This window comes from Pseudomonas sp. Pc102 (assembly GCF_018408275.1).
Classification (GTDB): Bacteria; Pseudomonadota; Gammaproteobacteria; order Pseudomonadales; family Pseudomonadaceae; genus Metapseudomonas; species Metapseudomonas tohonis.
The window spans coordinates 2,145,389-2,160,293 of sequence record NZ_AP021905.1; the positions used below are offsets into that span (position 1 = coordinate 2,145,389).

At 67.6% G+C, this 14,905-nt stretch carries 12 protein-coding genes; 3 read left to right on the forward strand and 9 right to left on the reverse strand.

The features are described 5' to 3' along the window. Positions 1 to 361 precede the first annotated feature (361 nt). The 3 genes from metH to PHLH3_RS09975 all read right to left on the reverse strand — a co-directional run bounded on the left by metH (position 362) and on the right by PHLH3_RS09975 (position 5,291). The gene (gene metH / locus PHLH3_RS09965) at positions 362 to 4,084 is read right to left on the reverse strand and encodes a methionine synthase (RefSeq protein ID WP_213629070.1); all 3,723 of its coding nucleotides are present in this window, start codon (positions 4,082 to 4,084) and stop codon (positions 362 to 364) included. Between the two features lie 217 nt (positions 4,085 to 4,301). Further along, entirely contained in the window at positions 4,302 to 4,775 is a 474-nt protein-coding gene (locus PHLH3_RS09970) for a hypothetical protein (protein WP_111263772.1), read from the reverse strand. 12 nt (positions 4,776 to 4,787) lie between these two features. Next, the gene (locus PHLH3_RS09975) at positions 4,788 to 5,291 is read right to left on the reverse strand and encodes a hypothetical protein (protein WP_173178419.1); all 504 of its coding nucleotides are present in this window, start codon (positions 5,289 to 5,291) and stop codon (positions 4,788 to 4,790) included. A 413-nt stretch (positions 5,292 to 5,704) separates the two neighbouring features. Between PHLH3_RS09975 and PHLH3_RS09980 the strand changes: the two genes are divergently transcribed. The 3 genes from PHLH3_RS09980 (at position 5,705) to nfuA (ending at position 9,761) form a co-directional block, all read left to right on the forward strand. After that, on the forward strand, positions 5,705 to 6,673 hold the full coding sequence (locus PHLH3_RS09980; protein ID WP_173178420.1) for a hypothetical protein: 969 nt from the start codon (positions 5,705 to 5,707) through the stop codon (positions 6,671 to 6,673). 129 nt (positions 6,674 to 6,802) lie between these two features. After that, complete coding sequence (locus tag PHLH3_RS09985) at positions 6,803 to 9,082, forward strand: fatty acid cis/trans isomerase (RefSeq protein WP_213629071.1); 2,280 nt, start codon at positions 6,803 to 6,805, stop codon at positions 9,080 to 9,082. Between the two features lie 94 nt (positions 9,083 to 9,176). Further along, complete coding sequence (nfuA, locus tag PHLH3_RS09990) at positions 9,177 to 9,761, forward strand: Fe-S biogenesis protein NfuA (protein WP_111263776.1); 585 nt, start codon at positions 9,177 to 9,179, stop codon at positions 9,759 to 9,761. A 171-nt stretch (positions 9,762 to 9,932) separates the two neighbouring features. Here nfuA and PHLH3_RS09995 read toward each other — a convergent pair whose 3' ends face one another. The 6 genes from PHLH3_RS09995 to PHLH3_RS10020 all read right to left on the reverse strand — a co-directional run bounded on the left by PHLH3_RS09995 (position 9,933) and on the right by PHLH3_RS10020 (position 14,763). After that, a complete protein-coding gene (locus PHLH3_RS09995) occupies positions 9,933 to 11,114 on the reverse strand; it encodes an MFS transporter (RefSeq protein WP_213629072.1) in 1,182 nt (393 codons plus the stop codon). A 15-nt stretch (positions 11,115 to 11,129) separates the two neighbouring features. Beyond that, on the reverse strand, positions 11,130 to 11,639 hold the full coding sequence (locus tag PHLH3_RS10000) for an HPP family protein (protein WP_213629073.1): 510 nt from the start codon (positions 11,637 to 11,639) through the stop codon (positions 11,130 to 11,132). Between the two features lie 15 nt (positions 11,640 to 11,654). Further along, the gene (locus tag PHLH3_RS10005; RefSeq protein ID WP_021217999.1) at positions 11,655 to 11,903 is read right to left on the reverse strand and encodes a DUF1272 domain-containing protein; all 249 of its coding nucleotides are present in this window, start codon (positions 11,901 to 11,903) and stop codon (positions 11,655 to 11,657) included. Between the two features lie 10 nt (positions 11,904 to 11,913). Continuing rightward, positions 11,914 to 12,921, reverse strand: a complete 1,008-nt coding sequence (locus tag PHLH3_RS10010) for a DJ-1/PfpI family protein (protein ID WP_173178425.1) — start codon at positions 12,919 to 12,921, stop codon at positions 11,914 to 11,916. 100 nt (positions 12,922 to 13,021) lie between these two features. Then, positions 13,022 to 14,053 (reverse strand): DNA topoisomerase IB, encoded by a 1,032-nt coding sequence (locus PHLH3_RS10015; protein WP_213629074.1) that lies wholly within the window; start codon positions 14,051 to 14,053, stop codon positions 13,022 to 13,024. Continuing rightward, positions 14,050 to 14,763 carry a YetF domain-containing protein gene (locus tag PHLH3_RS10020; protein ID WP_213629075.1) on the reverse strand — a complete coding sequence of 238 codons (714 nt, stop codon included), beginning with the start codon at positions 14,761 to 14,763 and terminating at the stop codon, positions 14,050 to 14,052. The genes PHLH3_RS10015 and PHLH3_RS10020 overlap by 4 nt, the downstream gene beginning before the upstream one ends. Positions 14,764 to 14,905: the final 142 nt, after the last annotated feature.

Consider the following 14,905-nt stretch of genomic DNA (forward strand, 5'->3'; position numbering starts at 1 on the left):
TACTCCTCGATTCCCGAGCTGGAAGGCGGCACACGGCAGAGGCGCGGCAGGCTCTTCTTATGCAATAGCAGTGCCCGCGCGGTTGCGCCTCTAGAAGGCGTGTCGGCAGATGTCGGGGTTCCTGCAGCGATTTCGGAGGAGCGGTCGTTTCTGGGGGCGTTCAGGGAGTGGTCGAGCGTGCCTTTGGCATCGCGGTGATGGGTTTCGCTTCGCTCGCGGAACGCCGCCCGACCCATCCTACGAAGAGCACCAAGCCGCGCGGACTGGGCACCCGTGGGGTGGGTAGAGCCCCGCGAAACCCATCGTTGCGCCGCTGGGAGCCAGAAAGAACCGGGCCCGCATTGCGCGGGCCCGTTCGTGATCAGTAGTCGTAGCCGAGGTTCGGCGCCAGCCAGCGTTCGCTCACGGCCTGGTCCTGGCCCTTGCGCTTGCTGTAGCTCTCCACCTGGTCGCGTTCGATCTTGCCGACGGCGAAGTACTGCGCCTCGGGGTGGGCGAAGTACCAGCCGCTGACGGCCGCCGCCGGGAACATGGCGTAGTGCTCGGTGAGGAACACGCCGCTCAGGCCGGCCTTGTCGAAGCTGGCGCTCGGGTCCAGCAGGTCGAACAGGGTGCCCTTCTCGGTGTGGTCCGGGCAGGCCGGGTAGCCGGGGGCGGGGCGGATGCCGTTGTACTGCTCCTTGATCAACGCCTCGTTGTCCAGGTGCTCGTCGGCGGCGTAGCCCCAGTACTCCTTGCGCACGCGCTCGTGCAGCCACTCGGCGCAGGCTTCGGCCAGGCGGTCGGCGAGGGCCTTGACCATGATCGAGTTGTAGTCGTCGCCCTTGGCCTCATAGGCCTTGGCCACTTCCTCGGCACCGATGCCGGCGGTGGTGATGAAGCCACCGACGTAGTCGACCACGCCGCTCTCCTTGGGCGCGACGAAGTCGGCCAGGCACAGGTTCGGCTTGCCGTCGGGCTTGATGGTCTGCTGGCGCAGGTGGTGCAGGGTGGCCAGCGGCTTGCCCTGGTCGTCGCGCACTTCGATGTCGTCGTGGTTGACCTGGTTGGCCGGCCAGAAGCCGAACACGGCGCGGGCCTTGATCAGTTTCTCGTCGATCAGTTTCTTCAGCATCGCCTGGGCGTCGGCGAACAGCGCGGTGGCGGCTTCGCCCACCACCTCGTCGGTGAGGATGCGCGGGTATTTGCCGGCCAGGTCCCAGGAGATGAAGAAGGGCGTCCAGTCGATGTATTCGGCCAGCACGGCCAAGTCGATGTCTTCCAGCACGCGCACGCCGGTGAAGCTGGGCTTGGGCGCGCGGTAGCCGGCCCAGTCGAAGTCCGGCTTGTTGGCGATGGCGTCGGCGTAGGCCAGGCGCTCGGTGCGGGCGGCGCGGTTGGCGGTGCGTTCGCGGGTTTCGACGTAGTCGGCGCGGGTGCGCTCGACGAAGCCGGCCTTGAGCTCCTTGGACAGCAGCTGGGTGGCCACGCCCACGGCGCGCGAGGCGTCGGTGACGTAGACCACGGCGTCATTGCTGTACTGCGGGTCGATCTTCACCGCGGTGTGGGCCTTGGAGGTGGTGGCGCCGCCGATCATCAGCGGCAGGTTGAAGCCCTGGCGCTGCATCTCGCGGGCGACGTGGACCATTTCGTCCAGCGACGGGGTGATCAGGCCGGAGAGGCCGATGATGTCGCACTTCTCGTCGCGGGCGGTCTGCAGGATCTTCTCCGCCGGGACCATCACGCCGAGGTCGACGATGTCGTAGCCGTTGCAGCCGAGCACCACGCCGACGATGTTCTTGCCGATGTCGTGGACGTCGCCCTTGACGGTGGCCATGAGGATCTTGCCCTTGGCTTCGGGCTTGTCGCCCTTCTCCGCTTCGATGAAGGGGATCAGGTGGGCCACCGCCTGCTTCATCACGCGGGCGGACTTGACCACCTGCGGGAGGAACATCTTGCCCGAGCCGAACAGGTCGCCGACCACGTTCATGCCGGACATCAGCGGGCCTTCGATCACCTCGATGGGGCGCGCGCACTGCTGGCGGCACTCCTCGGTGTCTTCGACGATGAAGGCGGTGATGCCCTTGACCAGCGCGTGCTCCAGGCGCTTGTCGACCGGCAGCGAACGCCACTCCTCGTTCTCCACTTCCTTGGCCGCGCCGTCGCCCCGGTACTTGTCGGCGATGGCCAGCAGGGCCTCGGTGGCGTTGGGGCTGCGGTTGAGCACCACGTCCTCGACGGCGTCGCGCAGCTCTTTGGGGATCTCGTCGTAGATCTCCAGCTGGCCGGCGTTGACGATGCCCATGGTGAGGCCGTTCTGGATGGCGTAGTAGAGGAAGACCGAGTGGATCGCCTCGCGCACCGGGTTGTTGCCGCGGAAGGAGAACGACACGTTGGACACGCCGCCCGAGCTCAGGGCATGGGGCAGGTTGTCGCGGATGTAGGCGCAGGCGTTGATGAAGTCGACCGCGTAGTTGTTGTGTTCCTCGATGCCGGTGGCCACGGCGAAGATGTTCGGGTCGAAGATGATGTCTTCCGGCGGGAAGCCCACTTCATTGACCAGGATGTCGTAGCTGCGCTGGCAGATTTCCGCCTTGCGCGCCTCGGTGTCGGCCTGGCCGGCCTCGTCGAAGGCCATCACCACCACGGCGGCGCCGTAGCGCTTGCACAGCTTGGCGTGGTGCTTGAACTGCTCGACGCCTTCCTTCATGGAGATGGAGTTGACGATGCCCTTGCCCTGGATGCACTTGAGGCCCGCCTCGATCACCTCCCACTTGGAGGAGTCGATCATGATCGGCACGCGGGAGATGTCCGGCTCGCCGGCGATGAGGTTGAGGAAGCGCACCATCGCCGCCTTGGAGTCGAGCATGCCCTCGTCCATGTTGATGTCGATGACCTGGGCGCCGGCTTCCACCTGCTGCAGGGCGACTTCCAGCGCCTCGGTGTAGTTCTCCTCGCGGATCAGCCTGGCGAACTTGGCGGAACCGGTGATATTGGTGCGCTCGCCGACGTTCACGAACAGCGAACTGCGATCGATGGTGAAGGGCTCCAGGCCCGACAGGCGGCAGGCCTTGGGGATCTCCGGGATCACGCGTGGCGGATGCTTGGCCACGGCCTTGGCGATGGCCTCGATGTGCCCCGGGGTGGTGCCGCAGCAGCCGCCGATGATGTTGAGGAAGCCGCTGGCGGCGAACTCCTCGACCACCACGGCCATCTCGGCCGGGGTCTCGTCGTACTCGCCGAAGGCGTTGGGCAGGCCGGCGTTGGGGTGGGCGGAGACGTGGGTGCCGGCCTTGCTCGCCAGCTCGGCGAGGTAGGGGCGCAGTTCCTTGGCGCCGAGGGCGCAGTTCAGGCCCACGGAGATCGGCTTGGCGTGGCTCACCGAGTTCCAGAACGCTTCGGTGGTCTGGCCCGAGAGGGTGCGGCCGGAGGCGTCGGTGATGGTGCCGGAGATCATGATCGGCAGCTCGACGCCCAGTTCCTCGAACACGCCCTGCACGGCGAAGATCGCCGCCTTGGCGTTGAGGGTGTCGAAGATGGTTTCGATGAGGATGAGGTCGGCGCCGCCTTCCATCAGGCCACGGGTGGCCTCGGTGTAGTTCTCCACCAGCTCGTCGAAGGTGACGTTGCGGTAGCCCGGGTCGTTGACGTCGGGGGAGATGGAGCAGGTGCGGCTGGTCGGGCCGAGGACGCCGGCGACGAAGCGCGGCTTGTCCGGGGTTTCCAGGGTCTTGGCGTCGGCCACTTCACGGGCCAGGCGCGCGCCCTCGACGTTCAGCTCGTACACCAGGGACTCCATGCCGTAGTCGGCCTGGGACACCTGGGTGGCGTTGAAGGTGTTGGTCTCGAGGATGTCCGCGCCGGCGTCCAGATAGGCCTTCTCGATGGCCTGGATCACGTCCGGGCGCGACAGCAGCAGCAGGTCGTTGTTGCCCTTGACGTCGCTCGGCCAGTCGGCGAAGCGCGTGCCCCGGTAGTCCTCCTCCTGGAGCTTGTAGCTCTGGATCATGGTGCCCATGCCGCCGTCGAGGATCAGGATGCGTTCCTTGAGGGCTTTGTGAAGGGCGTGCAGGCGGGCGCTGCGATCGGTGAGCGGGCTGGACATGGAGGACCTGACTAGCTGGGCGGAAAAGGTCGCAAAGCATAGCAAAGATGAAGGGGATCGACCGCCCGCCGGCTGTTGCATGAATATGGCTCATGTTGCTGTGGGCCGAAGCCGGGCGGCGCCCTGGTGGGCATGGAGTGCGGGGATGCGGGCGGAGCGGGGGCGTGCGGGGAGCGCGGCCGTGGATGAGGCGGGGTCATCCACGGCGCGGGGTGGATCAGCCGCGGCAGCTGGCCGTGGCGTAGACGAAGTACTTCACCAGGTCGCGGTCGGTGCGGTTCCAGACCTCGCCCACCGAGCGCAGGCCCTGGCTCTGGCCGACCGCACCGGCGATGCTGCCGCACCAGACGCGCGGGTACTTGCCGCGGTACAGGGTGCCGCCGATGACCACGGCGACGTGGCCGTTGTTGCGCGCCGGGTTGTGGTCGCTGCCCTTGATGCCGGCGATCACGAAGTAGCCCTGGGAGGCCTTTTGCGCGGCTTCGTCACCGCTGGCCAGTTCCTTCCAGCCAGTGGCCTGGGGCAGGCCGCCCATGATGGCGTCGGCGTTGCCGCCGGGAATCGGTACGCCGAGGGTGGCGGCCACCGATTGCAGGAAGCCGGAGCAGTTGTTCTTGTTCTGGGTACCGGCGATGAAGCTCTGGTCCCAGGCCGCGGTGCAGGCGTTGACGATGCAGGTGTCGAGGCTCATTGACTATCCCTATCAGGGTTTGCAGAAAGGCTGTACGGGTTGCTTTGCTTGGGTCTTGCAGCTGCCGCTGTCGTCGCAGTCGGCGCCGAGCACCAGCTCCTCGCCCTCGACGCTGGCGCGCTTGCCGGTGATGTCCTGGCGGTGCAGCACCTTGCAGGTGGCGGTGTCGTAGGCCACCAGCTCACCGTTGGAGCCGCTGAACTCGTAGGTCACCAGGCGCTTCTCGTCGCGGCTGAGGAACAGCGGGTCGCGGGCCCAGATGCCCCCGTCCTCGATGTTGCAGCTCTTGCCGCTGGCCTTGTCCAGCAGCACCACCGGCGGCTCGGGGAAGGCGTCGGGTTCGGCGATGTCCGGGTTCTCGTTGACGAAGCGCACCTGCAGGCGCTGGCCGTCGCCAACGAATGTGCTGGGCGCTTCGGGGCTGGCCACCAGCTTGAGCGGGGCGAAGCCGCAATCGGAGGCCTGGGCGCAGGCGCTGAGGGTCAGGGCGGCGAGGGCGCCGGCGAGGGGTTTCATGGTCAGGATCTCCTGTGGCATGGCTGGAGCCGGCCGGGGGCGGTCGGTTGCAGTCAGGAGGGGCGGGCGCGCCGGACGGCGGCCCTGGAGCACGTTCCCTGTAGCTGCGCCGACATCATCCCTGGTGGCCTGGCGTGTCGGCAGGATACGCCGGTGGCCGGCGGCGGGGGATGACGGCGTTCACGTCTGCGCGGCTTTGCGCGCCCCGGCGGACGGACGGCGGCGCTGCGGGGTGAGGCCGGCGGCGCGGATTGTCGATGTGGGTCACGAAAGCCCGTTCCTGCGCTTCACAACGGGGGTGTGGCTGTTGCAGATTGATGCTGGCACCTGGCTAGTGCAGCAGGCGAGGCCCTCGACGTCGCGATTGACGTCCTCCCGCACGACAGACTGAACGCATACAAGGAAGCAGTTCGATGGAACACGCGAAGAAAGTGATGGAAATGGCCGGCTACTTTGCTGGACATGCGGTACAAGGCGTCGCCAGCGGCGAGATGCTGATCCCCATCGTCGGCTACCTGGGCACCGACCAGCAGACCAGCATGGTGCGGCTGCTATCGGACAGCTCCGTGGAGGCCATGCAGCAGGGCGAGGCGCGCATCACCAGCCTGGACGAGGACAAGCTGGGCGCGGTGTTCATCCGCGACGGCCTGGTCACCCTGCCCACCGGCAAGACCGACTGCCTGATCGTCGACATCCGCTTCGCCTCGGACAAGCAGCGCCATTTCCAGTGGCTGCTGCCCTACCGCAACGCCGGCCATGAAGCCGGCTTCGCCGTGCACAAACCCAAGGCCTCGGCTGGCGCGGGTTTCTCCAACGACCAGCTGCAGGAGCTGGCCGCAGCCTTCTTCGATGGCCTGGAGAACAACGAGGAAGCCCTGGAGGTGTGGAATAGCAACTTCGTCGAGCAGGCGGGCGAAAGCTCCGGGTTCCAGGGCCAGGAGAACACCCAGTTCACCGCCGAGGAGTTCCAGGCCCTGCGCCGGGCGCCCTTCATGGTGTTCCTGCTGGTGGCCGCCGCCGACGGCAAGCTCGACAACAAGGAGGCGCAGGCCTTCGTCAAGCAGCTGGGGGAGTCGGCCAAAAACGGCGGCCAGCTGTATTCGCGCATCATCACCAACGTCATCACCGACGTGCCGCAGCTGCTGACCGAACTGCTGACCACCCCCCTCAACCATGCCCAGGAGCTGCTGCGCATCCGCCTGATCGTCGAGACCAAGGTGGCGCCGGAGGAAGCACAGGCGTTCAAGCAGGCGTTGCTGGGCCTGGGCAAGGCGGTGGCTTCGGCCTCCGGTGGCTTCCTCGGCTTCGGCAGCAAGATCAGCAAGGAAGAGAAGGCCACCCTGGAGCGCATCGCCGCCGGCCTGGGCCTGACCTACAGCTGAGCCGCCCCGGCGGCGGGACGATGGGCTTGGGCTGCGCCGCGAGGGGCCGCCCATCCTTGGCTGCCGCTTCGCTGCAGCGCAGCGCGGATGCCGGTAGAATCGGTCGTCCGTTCGCCAAGGAAAAGGTCCATGCCGTACCGCGCGTTGTTCGCCGCCGCCCTTCTGTTCATGAGCGCTGCGGCGTGTGCCGAGGAAGTTTCCTACACCCGCGACATCCAACCGATCTTCACCGAGAAGTGCGTGGCCTGCCATGCGTGCTATGACTCGCCCTGCCAGCTCAACCTGGGCAGCGGCGAGGGTGCGGCGCGCGGGGCGACCAAGCTGCCGGTGTACGACGGTACGCGCACCCGCGCACAGGCCACCACGCGGCTGTTTTTCGACGCCCAGGGCGAGGCGGCGTGGCGCGACAAGGGGTTCTACTCCGTGCTGCAGGGCCAGGCCCCGCAGGCAGCGCTGATGGCGCGCATGCTGGAGCTCGGGCACAGCACGCCGCTCACGCCCAACGCCAAGCTGCCGGAAGACCTGGACATCGGCATCAATCGCCAGAACCAGTGCCCGACCCCGGACGAGTTCGACGACTATGCGAAGAAATTCGCCCACGCCGGCATGCCTTTCGCAGTGACCGGCCTGGACGACCAGCAATACCAGACGCTGCAACGCTGGCTCGCCGCCGGTGCGCCGGTGGAGGCGAGCACGGTGACGCCGACTCCGGACGAGGCACGGCAGATCGCCGAGTGGGAGGGGCTGCTCAATGCCCGGGGTGCCCGCGAGGTGCTGGTGGGGCGCTGGCTGTTCGAGCACCTGTTCCTCGCCCACCTGTACTTCGATGAGGGCAAGAGCGGGCATTTCTTCCAACTGGTGCGTTCGCGCACGCCCAGCGGCAAGCCCATCGATCCGATCGCCACGCGCCGTCCCAACGATGACCCGGGCACCGATTTCTACTACCGCCTGTGGCCCATCCAGGGCGTGATCGTGCATAAGACGCACATCACCTACCCGCTGAGCGATTCCAGGCTGGCGCGGGTCAACGAGCTGTTCTTCGGCAGCGACTGGACCACCGACAAGGTGCCGGGTTACGGCGCGCAACGCCGGGCCAACCCGTTCGAGACCTTCGAGGCCATCCCGGCCCAGGCGCGCTACCAGTTCATGCTGGATAACGCCGAGTACTTCGTGCGCACCTTCATCCGTGGCCCGGTGTGCCGCGGGCAGATCGCCACCGACGTGATCCGCGACAACTTCTGGGCGCTGTTCCAGGACCCGCAGCACGACCTCTACGTCACCGATGCCGCCTACCGGGGCGAGGCGACGCCCTTGCTGGCGATGCCCGGGCAGTTCGATGAGATCGGCGGGTTGCTGAGCCTGTGGCACAGCTACCGCGACAAGCGCAACGCCTACGAGGAGCTGCGGCGCGACGCCTACGCCGATGCCCCGGTGCCCACCTGGGCGGATATCTGGAGCGGCAACGACAACGCCCTGCTGTCCATCTACCGCCAGTTCGACAGCGCCTTCGTGCGCAAGGGGCTGATCGGCGAGGTGCCACAGACGATGTGGCTGCTGGACTACCCGTTGTTCGAGCGCACCTACTACCAGTTGGTGGTGAACTTCGACGTGTACGGCAACGTTTCGCACCAGGCGCAGACGCGGTTGTATTTCGACCTGATCCGCAATGGCGCCGAGGTCAACTTCCTGCGCCTGATGCCGGCCGAGTCGCGCACCGCGATCCTCGACGACTGGTACCAGAACAGCGGCAAATTGAAGATGTGGCTGGACTACGAGGACATCGACGACGACACGCCCACCGGGCTGTTCCTGCCGGTCGAGCGCGCCAAGGGCTCCTTCGCGGCGCAACTGCTCAAGCGCTACGCCGACCTCAATGCAAGGCCCGACCCGATCAACCGCTGCACCACCGGCAACTGCTACCGCCTGGGCATCGACCCGGCGCTGCAGCAGGCCGAGCAGGCGCTGAGCCAGCTGGTCAGCCGGCCGGCGGCGGGGCTCAAGGTGATCGACCAGATGCCGGAGGCGACGCTGTTGCGCGTCGAGCTGGCGGACGGGCACCGCGAGGTCTACAGCGTGCTGCGCAACCGCGCGCACAGCAACGTGGCCTTCATGATGGGCGAGGAGCTGCGCTACCAGCCCGGGCTGGACACCCTGACCATCTACCCCGGCGTGCTGACCAGCTACCCCAATTTCATGTTCAACCTGCGCGCCGAGGAAGTGCCGGCGTTCGTCGCCGCGCTCGGGCAGGTGAAGGACACGCCGGCCTTCGACAAGGTAGTGGAGCGCTGGGGTATCCGTCGCAGCCACCCGCAGTTCTGGCGTTATTTCCACGACCTCTCGGCCTACATCCACGAGACCGACCCGGTGGAGGCGGCCGTGCTGGACATGAACCGCTATCAGAACTTCTGAGGATTTGTCGCGAATTATTCCTACTAAAACACTAGGACTTTATCCGTAGGACCTGATTGGCGTACACTGCGCCCCATGTTTGCGAGGAGTTGCCATGAGCGCCATCACCATTACCCAGGCAGCCGAAGACTATCTGGCTGACCTGCTGTCGAAGCAGAACACCAGCGGTATCGGTATCCGTGTCTTCATCACCCAGCCGGGCACCCAGTACGCCGAAACCTGCATCGCCTACTGCAAGCCGGGCGAGCAGAAGCCCGAGGACACCCCGCTGGCCCTCGCGTCCTTCACCGCGTGGATCGACGGCCTGAGCGAACCCTTCCTCGAGGACGCCGTGGTCGACTACGCCACCGACCGCATGGGCGGCCAGCTGACCATCAAGGCCCCGAACGCCAAGGTGCCGATGGTCAACGAGGACAGCCCGCTGAACGAACGCATCAACTACTACCTGCAGACCGAGATCAACCCCGGCCTCGCCAGCCACGGCGGCCAGGTGAGCCTGGTGGACGTGGTCGACGAAGGCATCGCCGTGCTGCAGTTCGGCGGCGGCTGCCAGGGTTGTGGCCAGGTCGACCTGACCCTCAAGGACGGCGTCGAGCGCACCCTGCTCGAGCGCATCCCCGAGCTGAAGGGCGTGCGTGACGTGACCGACCACAGCAACCGCGAGAACGCCTACTATTGAGGCGTTGAAGCGGTAAGGAAAAAGGCAGCCCCCGGGCTGCCTTTTTCATGTCCGCAATTCCCCCGCAGGGTGGCGTAGAGCGCAGCGAAACCCATGCTGCCCGATGCCCGGGGACACGCCGGATCGATGGGATTCGCGGAGCTCTTCCCATCCTACGGCCAACGGTAAGGCTCATGACGCGGTTTGGGCCTGGGCGGCCCTGCCGCGACGCACCATGAACAGCGCCAGCAGGACCACCGCCACTAGCGGCAACATGCCGAGGTTCACCGCGCTCCAGCCGAGCCCGGTGATCAGGGCGCCGGAGGCGAAGGAGGCGCAGGCGGCCACCAGGCTGTTGCACAGCTCCATCAGGGCCTGGGCCTGGCCGCGCTCCTCGGTGGCGTGCCCTTCCGCCAGCAGCGTGGTGCCGGCCACCAGCATCAGGTTCCAGCCCAGCCCGAGCAGGAACGAGCTCACCAGGAAATACGCCATGCCCAGCCCGGCCAGGGCGATGCCGGCGCTGAAGAGCAGCAGCACGGCGCCCGACAGGGCCACGCGGCGGCTGCCGAAGCGGTCCACCAACGGGCCGGCGGCGAAGGCGGGGAGGAACATGCCGAGCATGTGCCAGCGGATCACCTCCGACCCGGCTTCCAGCGGCAGGCCGCAGAAGCTCATGGCCAGGGGCGTCGCGTTCATCACCAGGATCATCAGCCCGTGGCCGATGGCGGTCGTGGCGATGGCGGCGCGGACCAGCGGGCGCTTGAGCAGGGCCTGGGTGGCCGCCCAGCCGGCCTTGGGCGGCCTGGGTGCCTGGCCTTCACGCAGCAGGCGCAGCAGTGCGAGGGCAACCAGCGCCAGGGCGGCGATGGCGAGGTAGGCGCCGACGAAGGGCGTTTCCAGGGCGTTGCGCGACCAGAGCGCCAGGCTCGGCGCCAGCAGTGCGGCGCAGATGCCGCCGCCGACCACATAGGCGGTGGCGCGGCCCTTGTGCCTGTCGTCCACGGCTTCCTGGGCGGCGAAGCGGTAGTACATGGCCGAGGCCTGGTAGGCGCCGATCGGCAGCGCGCCCAGGCACAGCAGGGTGAAGTCGCCAAGCCAGACGCCCAGGGCGCTGACCAGGCCGCCGAGCACGCCGGCGGCGGCGCCGAGCATCAGCCCCGGGCGGCGACCGTGGCGCTGCATGAACAATGACAGCGGCTGCACCGCCAGCAGGTTGCCCAGTACCAGCAGCGCCAGCGGCAGGGTGGCCAGGGCGTTGAGCGGCGCCAGTTGCAGCCCCACCAGCGAGGTGAGGGTGATGCCGATCATCGAGCAGCTCCAGTACAGGGCCTGGCCGGCGAACAGCAGACGGATGCTCGGGTTGCGCAGCAGCATGGGGACCTCAGCGGCTTACCAGTATTTGGGGTAGCGGGCCTCGCGGCTCGCGTTGTTGTAGACCAGCGCCACCAGAACCAGCAGCAGGGCGCCGCTGAGGGTGGGGTAGAGCAGGAAATCCCAGCCCGGCTGCAGGAGGAAGACGATCACCGGATTGGAGCCGGCCGGCGGGTGCACGGTCCGGGTCGCCATCATCAGGGCGATCGCGCTGCCCACCGCCAGTGCCACGGCCCACCAGTGCGGGCCGCAGACATACAGGAAGGCCAGGCCCGTGAAGGTGCTCAGCAGGTGGCCGAAGACGACGTTGCGCGGCTGCGAGAAGGGCACGTCGGGGAAGCCGAAGACCAGCACACAGGAGGCGCCGAAGGAGCCGAGCAGCAGGCTCAGGGTCAGCGCGTCGCCCAGGCCGGCGATGCTGGCGATGGCGAGGAAGCCGCCGAGCCAGGCGATGAACACCTGGCGCGCGGCGGGGCGAGGGGGCAGGGCGACGGCGTCGCCACGGAATTTCTTCATCAATTCGAGCATGGTCGTCTTCCGGGTTCAGGCGCGCTTGGCGCAGCCAGCGGGGTTGTGGATGCGCTGGCTCGATGGCGGATTGGCGGCGAGCTTGGCGGCGGGTCGGATGGGGCGCCCGACCAGCTTGCCGGCGCAGTTGGGGCAATGGCCGGCGAGGTGGGTTTCGACGCAATCGCGGCAGAAGGTGCACTCGAAGGAGCAGATCATCGCCTCGGCGGAGTCGGGCGGCAGGTCCTTGTCGCAGCATTCGCAGTTGGGGCGCAGTTCCAGCATGGCGGTTTCCTCAGGGCGTGGTGGGGCGTCCGAAGCGCTCCGCGTATTCCTGCGGGCTGATGGACAGGTGCTTGTGAAAGGTGCGCCGCAGGTTCTCGGGATGGCCGAAGCCAGTGAGGCGGGCGACGGTGGCGATGGAGGCCTGGGCGTCCTGGAGCAATGCGCGCGCCGCCTCCAGGCGCACCCGTTCGACGTACTTGCCGGGGCCCATGCCCAGCTCCTGGACGAAGGCCCGGGACAGGCTGCGTGGAGCCATGCGCGCCTGGGTGGCCAGTGCCTCCAGCGACAGGTCGCCACCGAGGTTGCCGGGGATCCACTCCAGCAATGCGGCCAGGCGCGGCGTGCGGCTGGGTTCGCAATTGAGCAGGGCGCTGAACTGCGCCTGGCCGCCGGGGCGACGCAGGAACAGCACCAGCCGGCGCGCGACCGCCAGCGCCATGGTGCGGCCGAGGTCGGCTTCCACCAGGGCCAGCGCGAGGTCGATGCCGGCGGTGACCCCGGCGGACGTGAATACGTGCGGGTCGCCGTCGCGGCCGTCGGGGGCGTAGGTGTGCAGGCGATCGCCCTGCACGTCGATGTCGCAATAGCCGCCGAGGGCGGGCACGTCGGACCAGTGGGTGGTGGCGCTGCGCCCGGCCAGGAGGCCGGCGGCGGCGAGGATCAGCGCGCCGGAGCAGATGGAGCCGAGCCGTCGCACCCGGGGCTCGGCCTCACGCAGCCAGGCCAGCAGGGGCGGGTTGCGGCACATGCGCTCGACGCCCATGCCACCGGCCACCAGCAAGGTATCGAGGCTGGCCGGGTCGACTTCGTGATAGGCGGCCTCGGCGACCAGGGCGAAGCCGGCGGAGGTTTTAACCGCGCCGGCCTCGGTGCCGATCAGGCGGATCCGGTAGGCATCGGGGAGCCCCTGGCGCTGGCGTTCGACGTTGGCCGAGGCGAAGACCTGCAGCGGGCCGGTCACGTCCAGGCTCATCACATCGTCGAAGGCCAGGCAGGCAATGGTGCGCAGGGTGTCCATGGCGGATTCCATCAGGTTGATGGCGCCAGTCTGCGTCCTGCCGGGTTTGGCGACAATGACAATAACCCCACAGATATTGCCAAGGTGCTGGCCGGGGCGTTCAGCCCGCCGGGTCGGTGTGCAGCGCCTGGAGGAAGTTCATCAGTGACGCTTCCTCGGCGCTGAGGCCCTTGCGCTTGCGGGCTTTCTTCAGGCCCTGCAGCTCGCCGGCGAGGAAGGCGTCGATGATGGCCGGGTGGACGTAGCACTTGCGGCAGACGGCGGGGGTGTTGCCCAACTCGCGGGAGACCTGGCGGATCACCTCCACCAGGTGCTTCTTGGCGCTCGCCTCGTTCTGCCAGCGGTGCTTGCGCAAGTGCTCCAGGGCCAGGGCGCTGCCGGCCCAGGTACGGTAGTCCTTGGCGGTGAAGTCCTCGCCGGCGTGGCCGCGCAGGTAGTCGTTGATGTCGTGGGAGCTGACGGTGCGGCGTTCGGCACCGTCGTCGAGGTACTGGAACAGGTGCTGGCCGGGCAGTTCCAGGCAGCGCCGGAGGATGCGCGCCAGTCGCGGATTGCTGAGCTTCACGCTGTGCTCGACGCCGCTCTTGCCCTTGAACTCGAAGCGGATGCTGCTGCCCTTCACGTCGACGTGGCGGGTGCGCAGGGTGGTGAGGCCGAAGGATTTGTTGTCCCGCGCGTAGCGGCTGTTGCCGATGCGGATCAGGGTGCGGTCGAGCAGGGCGACGACGGCGGCCATGACCTTGTCGCGGCCCAGGCCGGGCTCGTCCAGGTGCAGGTCGATTCGCCGGCGCAGGGTCGGCAGGGCCTGGCCGAAACGCAGCAGGCGCTCGTACTTGGCGGCGTCGCGTATCTCGATCCACAGCGGGTGGTAGCGGTATTGCTTGCGCCGACGGGCATCCCGCGCGGTGGCCTGGATATGGCCTTGTGGGTCGGCGCAGATCCACACCTCCTGGTAGGCGGGCGGGATGGCCAGTTTGTTGATGCGCTGGATCTCCAGCTCGTCGCGGATGGGGCGGCCGGCGAGGTCGATGTAGACGAACTTGCCGCGCTGCAGGCGCCGGGCGAAGCCGGGCATGCTGTCTTCGACGTAGCGCAGTTGCGGCGGCAGGGCGGGTGGTGTTGCGGCTGTCATGCGTGCGCCTCCACGGGTGAGGCCTGGTGCTTGCGGCCCAGGGCGTGCGACCAGGCGTGGCCGTCGCAGCGGGGGCAATGGGCGTCCTGCCCGCGGGCGAGGCGCTGGGTGAACCCGCATCGGTTGCAGGCGTAGAGGCCGTCCTCGCTGGGGCGCTCCACGGTCTGGCGCAATTGGCGGGGTAGCACGGAGAGGCCTTCGCGCACCTCGCTGTCATCGAAGAAGTAGAGGCTGACATCGCCATTCACTTCGAGTATGGCCAGCCTTACCTGGCCCAGGTGCTCGACGCTCTGGCGGCGCAGCTCCATGAAGAACTCGTCGCTGGAGATGTTGTGACGGGCCAGGGCGTCGATGTTGTAGAGGCCGTCGCGGATGATCACCACCGGTTCGCCCTCCAGCCAGGCGCCGAAGCGGCGGCTGTGCTCCATGGCGTAGGTGGTGACGCGGTACAGCACCAGCAGGGTGACGAAGACCACGAGGACCGGCAGCAGGGGCACGTCTTCGTAGAAGGAAACGTCGCCGGCGGCGGAGCCGAGCGTGAGGATCACCAGGACCTCGAACAGGGATATCTGGCGGACACCGCGCCGTCCGGAGACCTTCAGGAACGCGAACACCACCATGAAGGCGAAGAGGGCGCGCAATGCGACTTCGGCGAGGAAGCCGAGGGGGAACTGATCGATGAGGATTCGCTGCCAATCGAATGGGCTCATGGCCTGTGTGCTCCTTGCGCGGGTCGAAACGAGGCTTCGCGGGCGGTTGCCGCATGTGCTCGGGGCTGCAAGGTTATGGACAGCGAAGGCGGGGAAATTTCGTCAGTGACAGACGAGGCGGCGTCGCGATGACGCCAGGGCG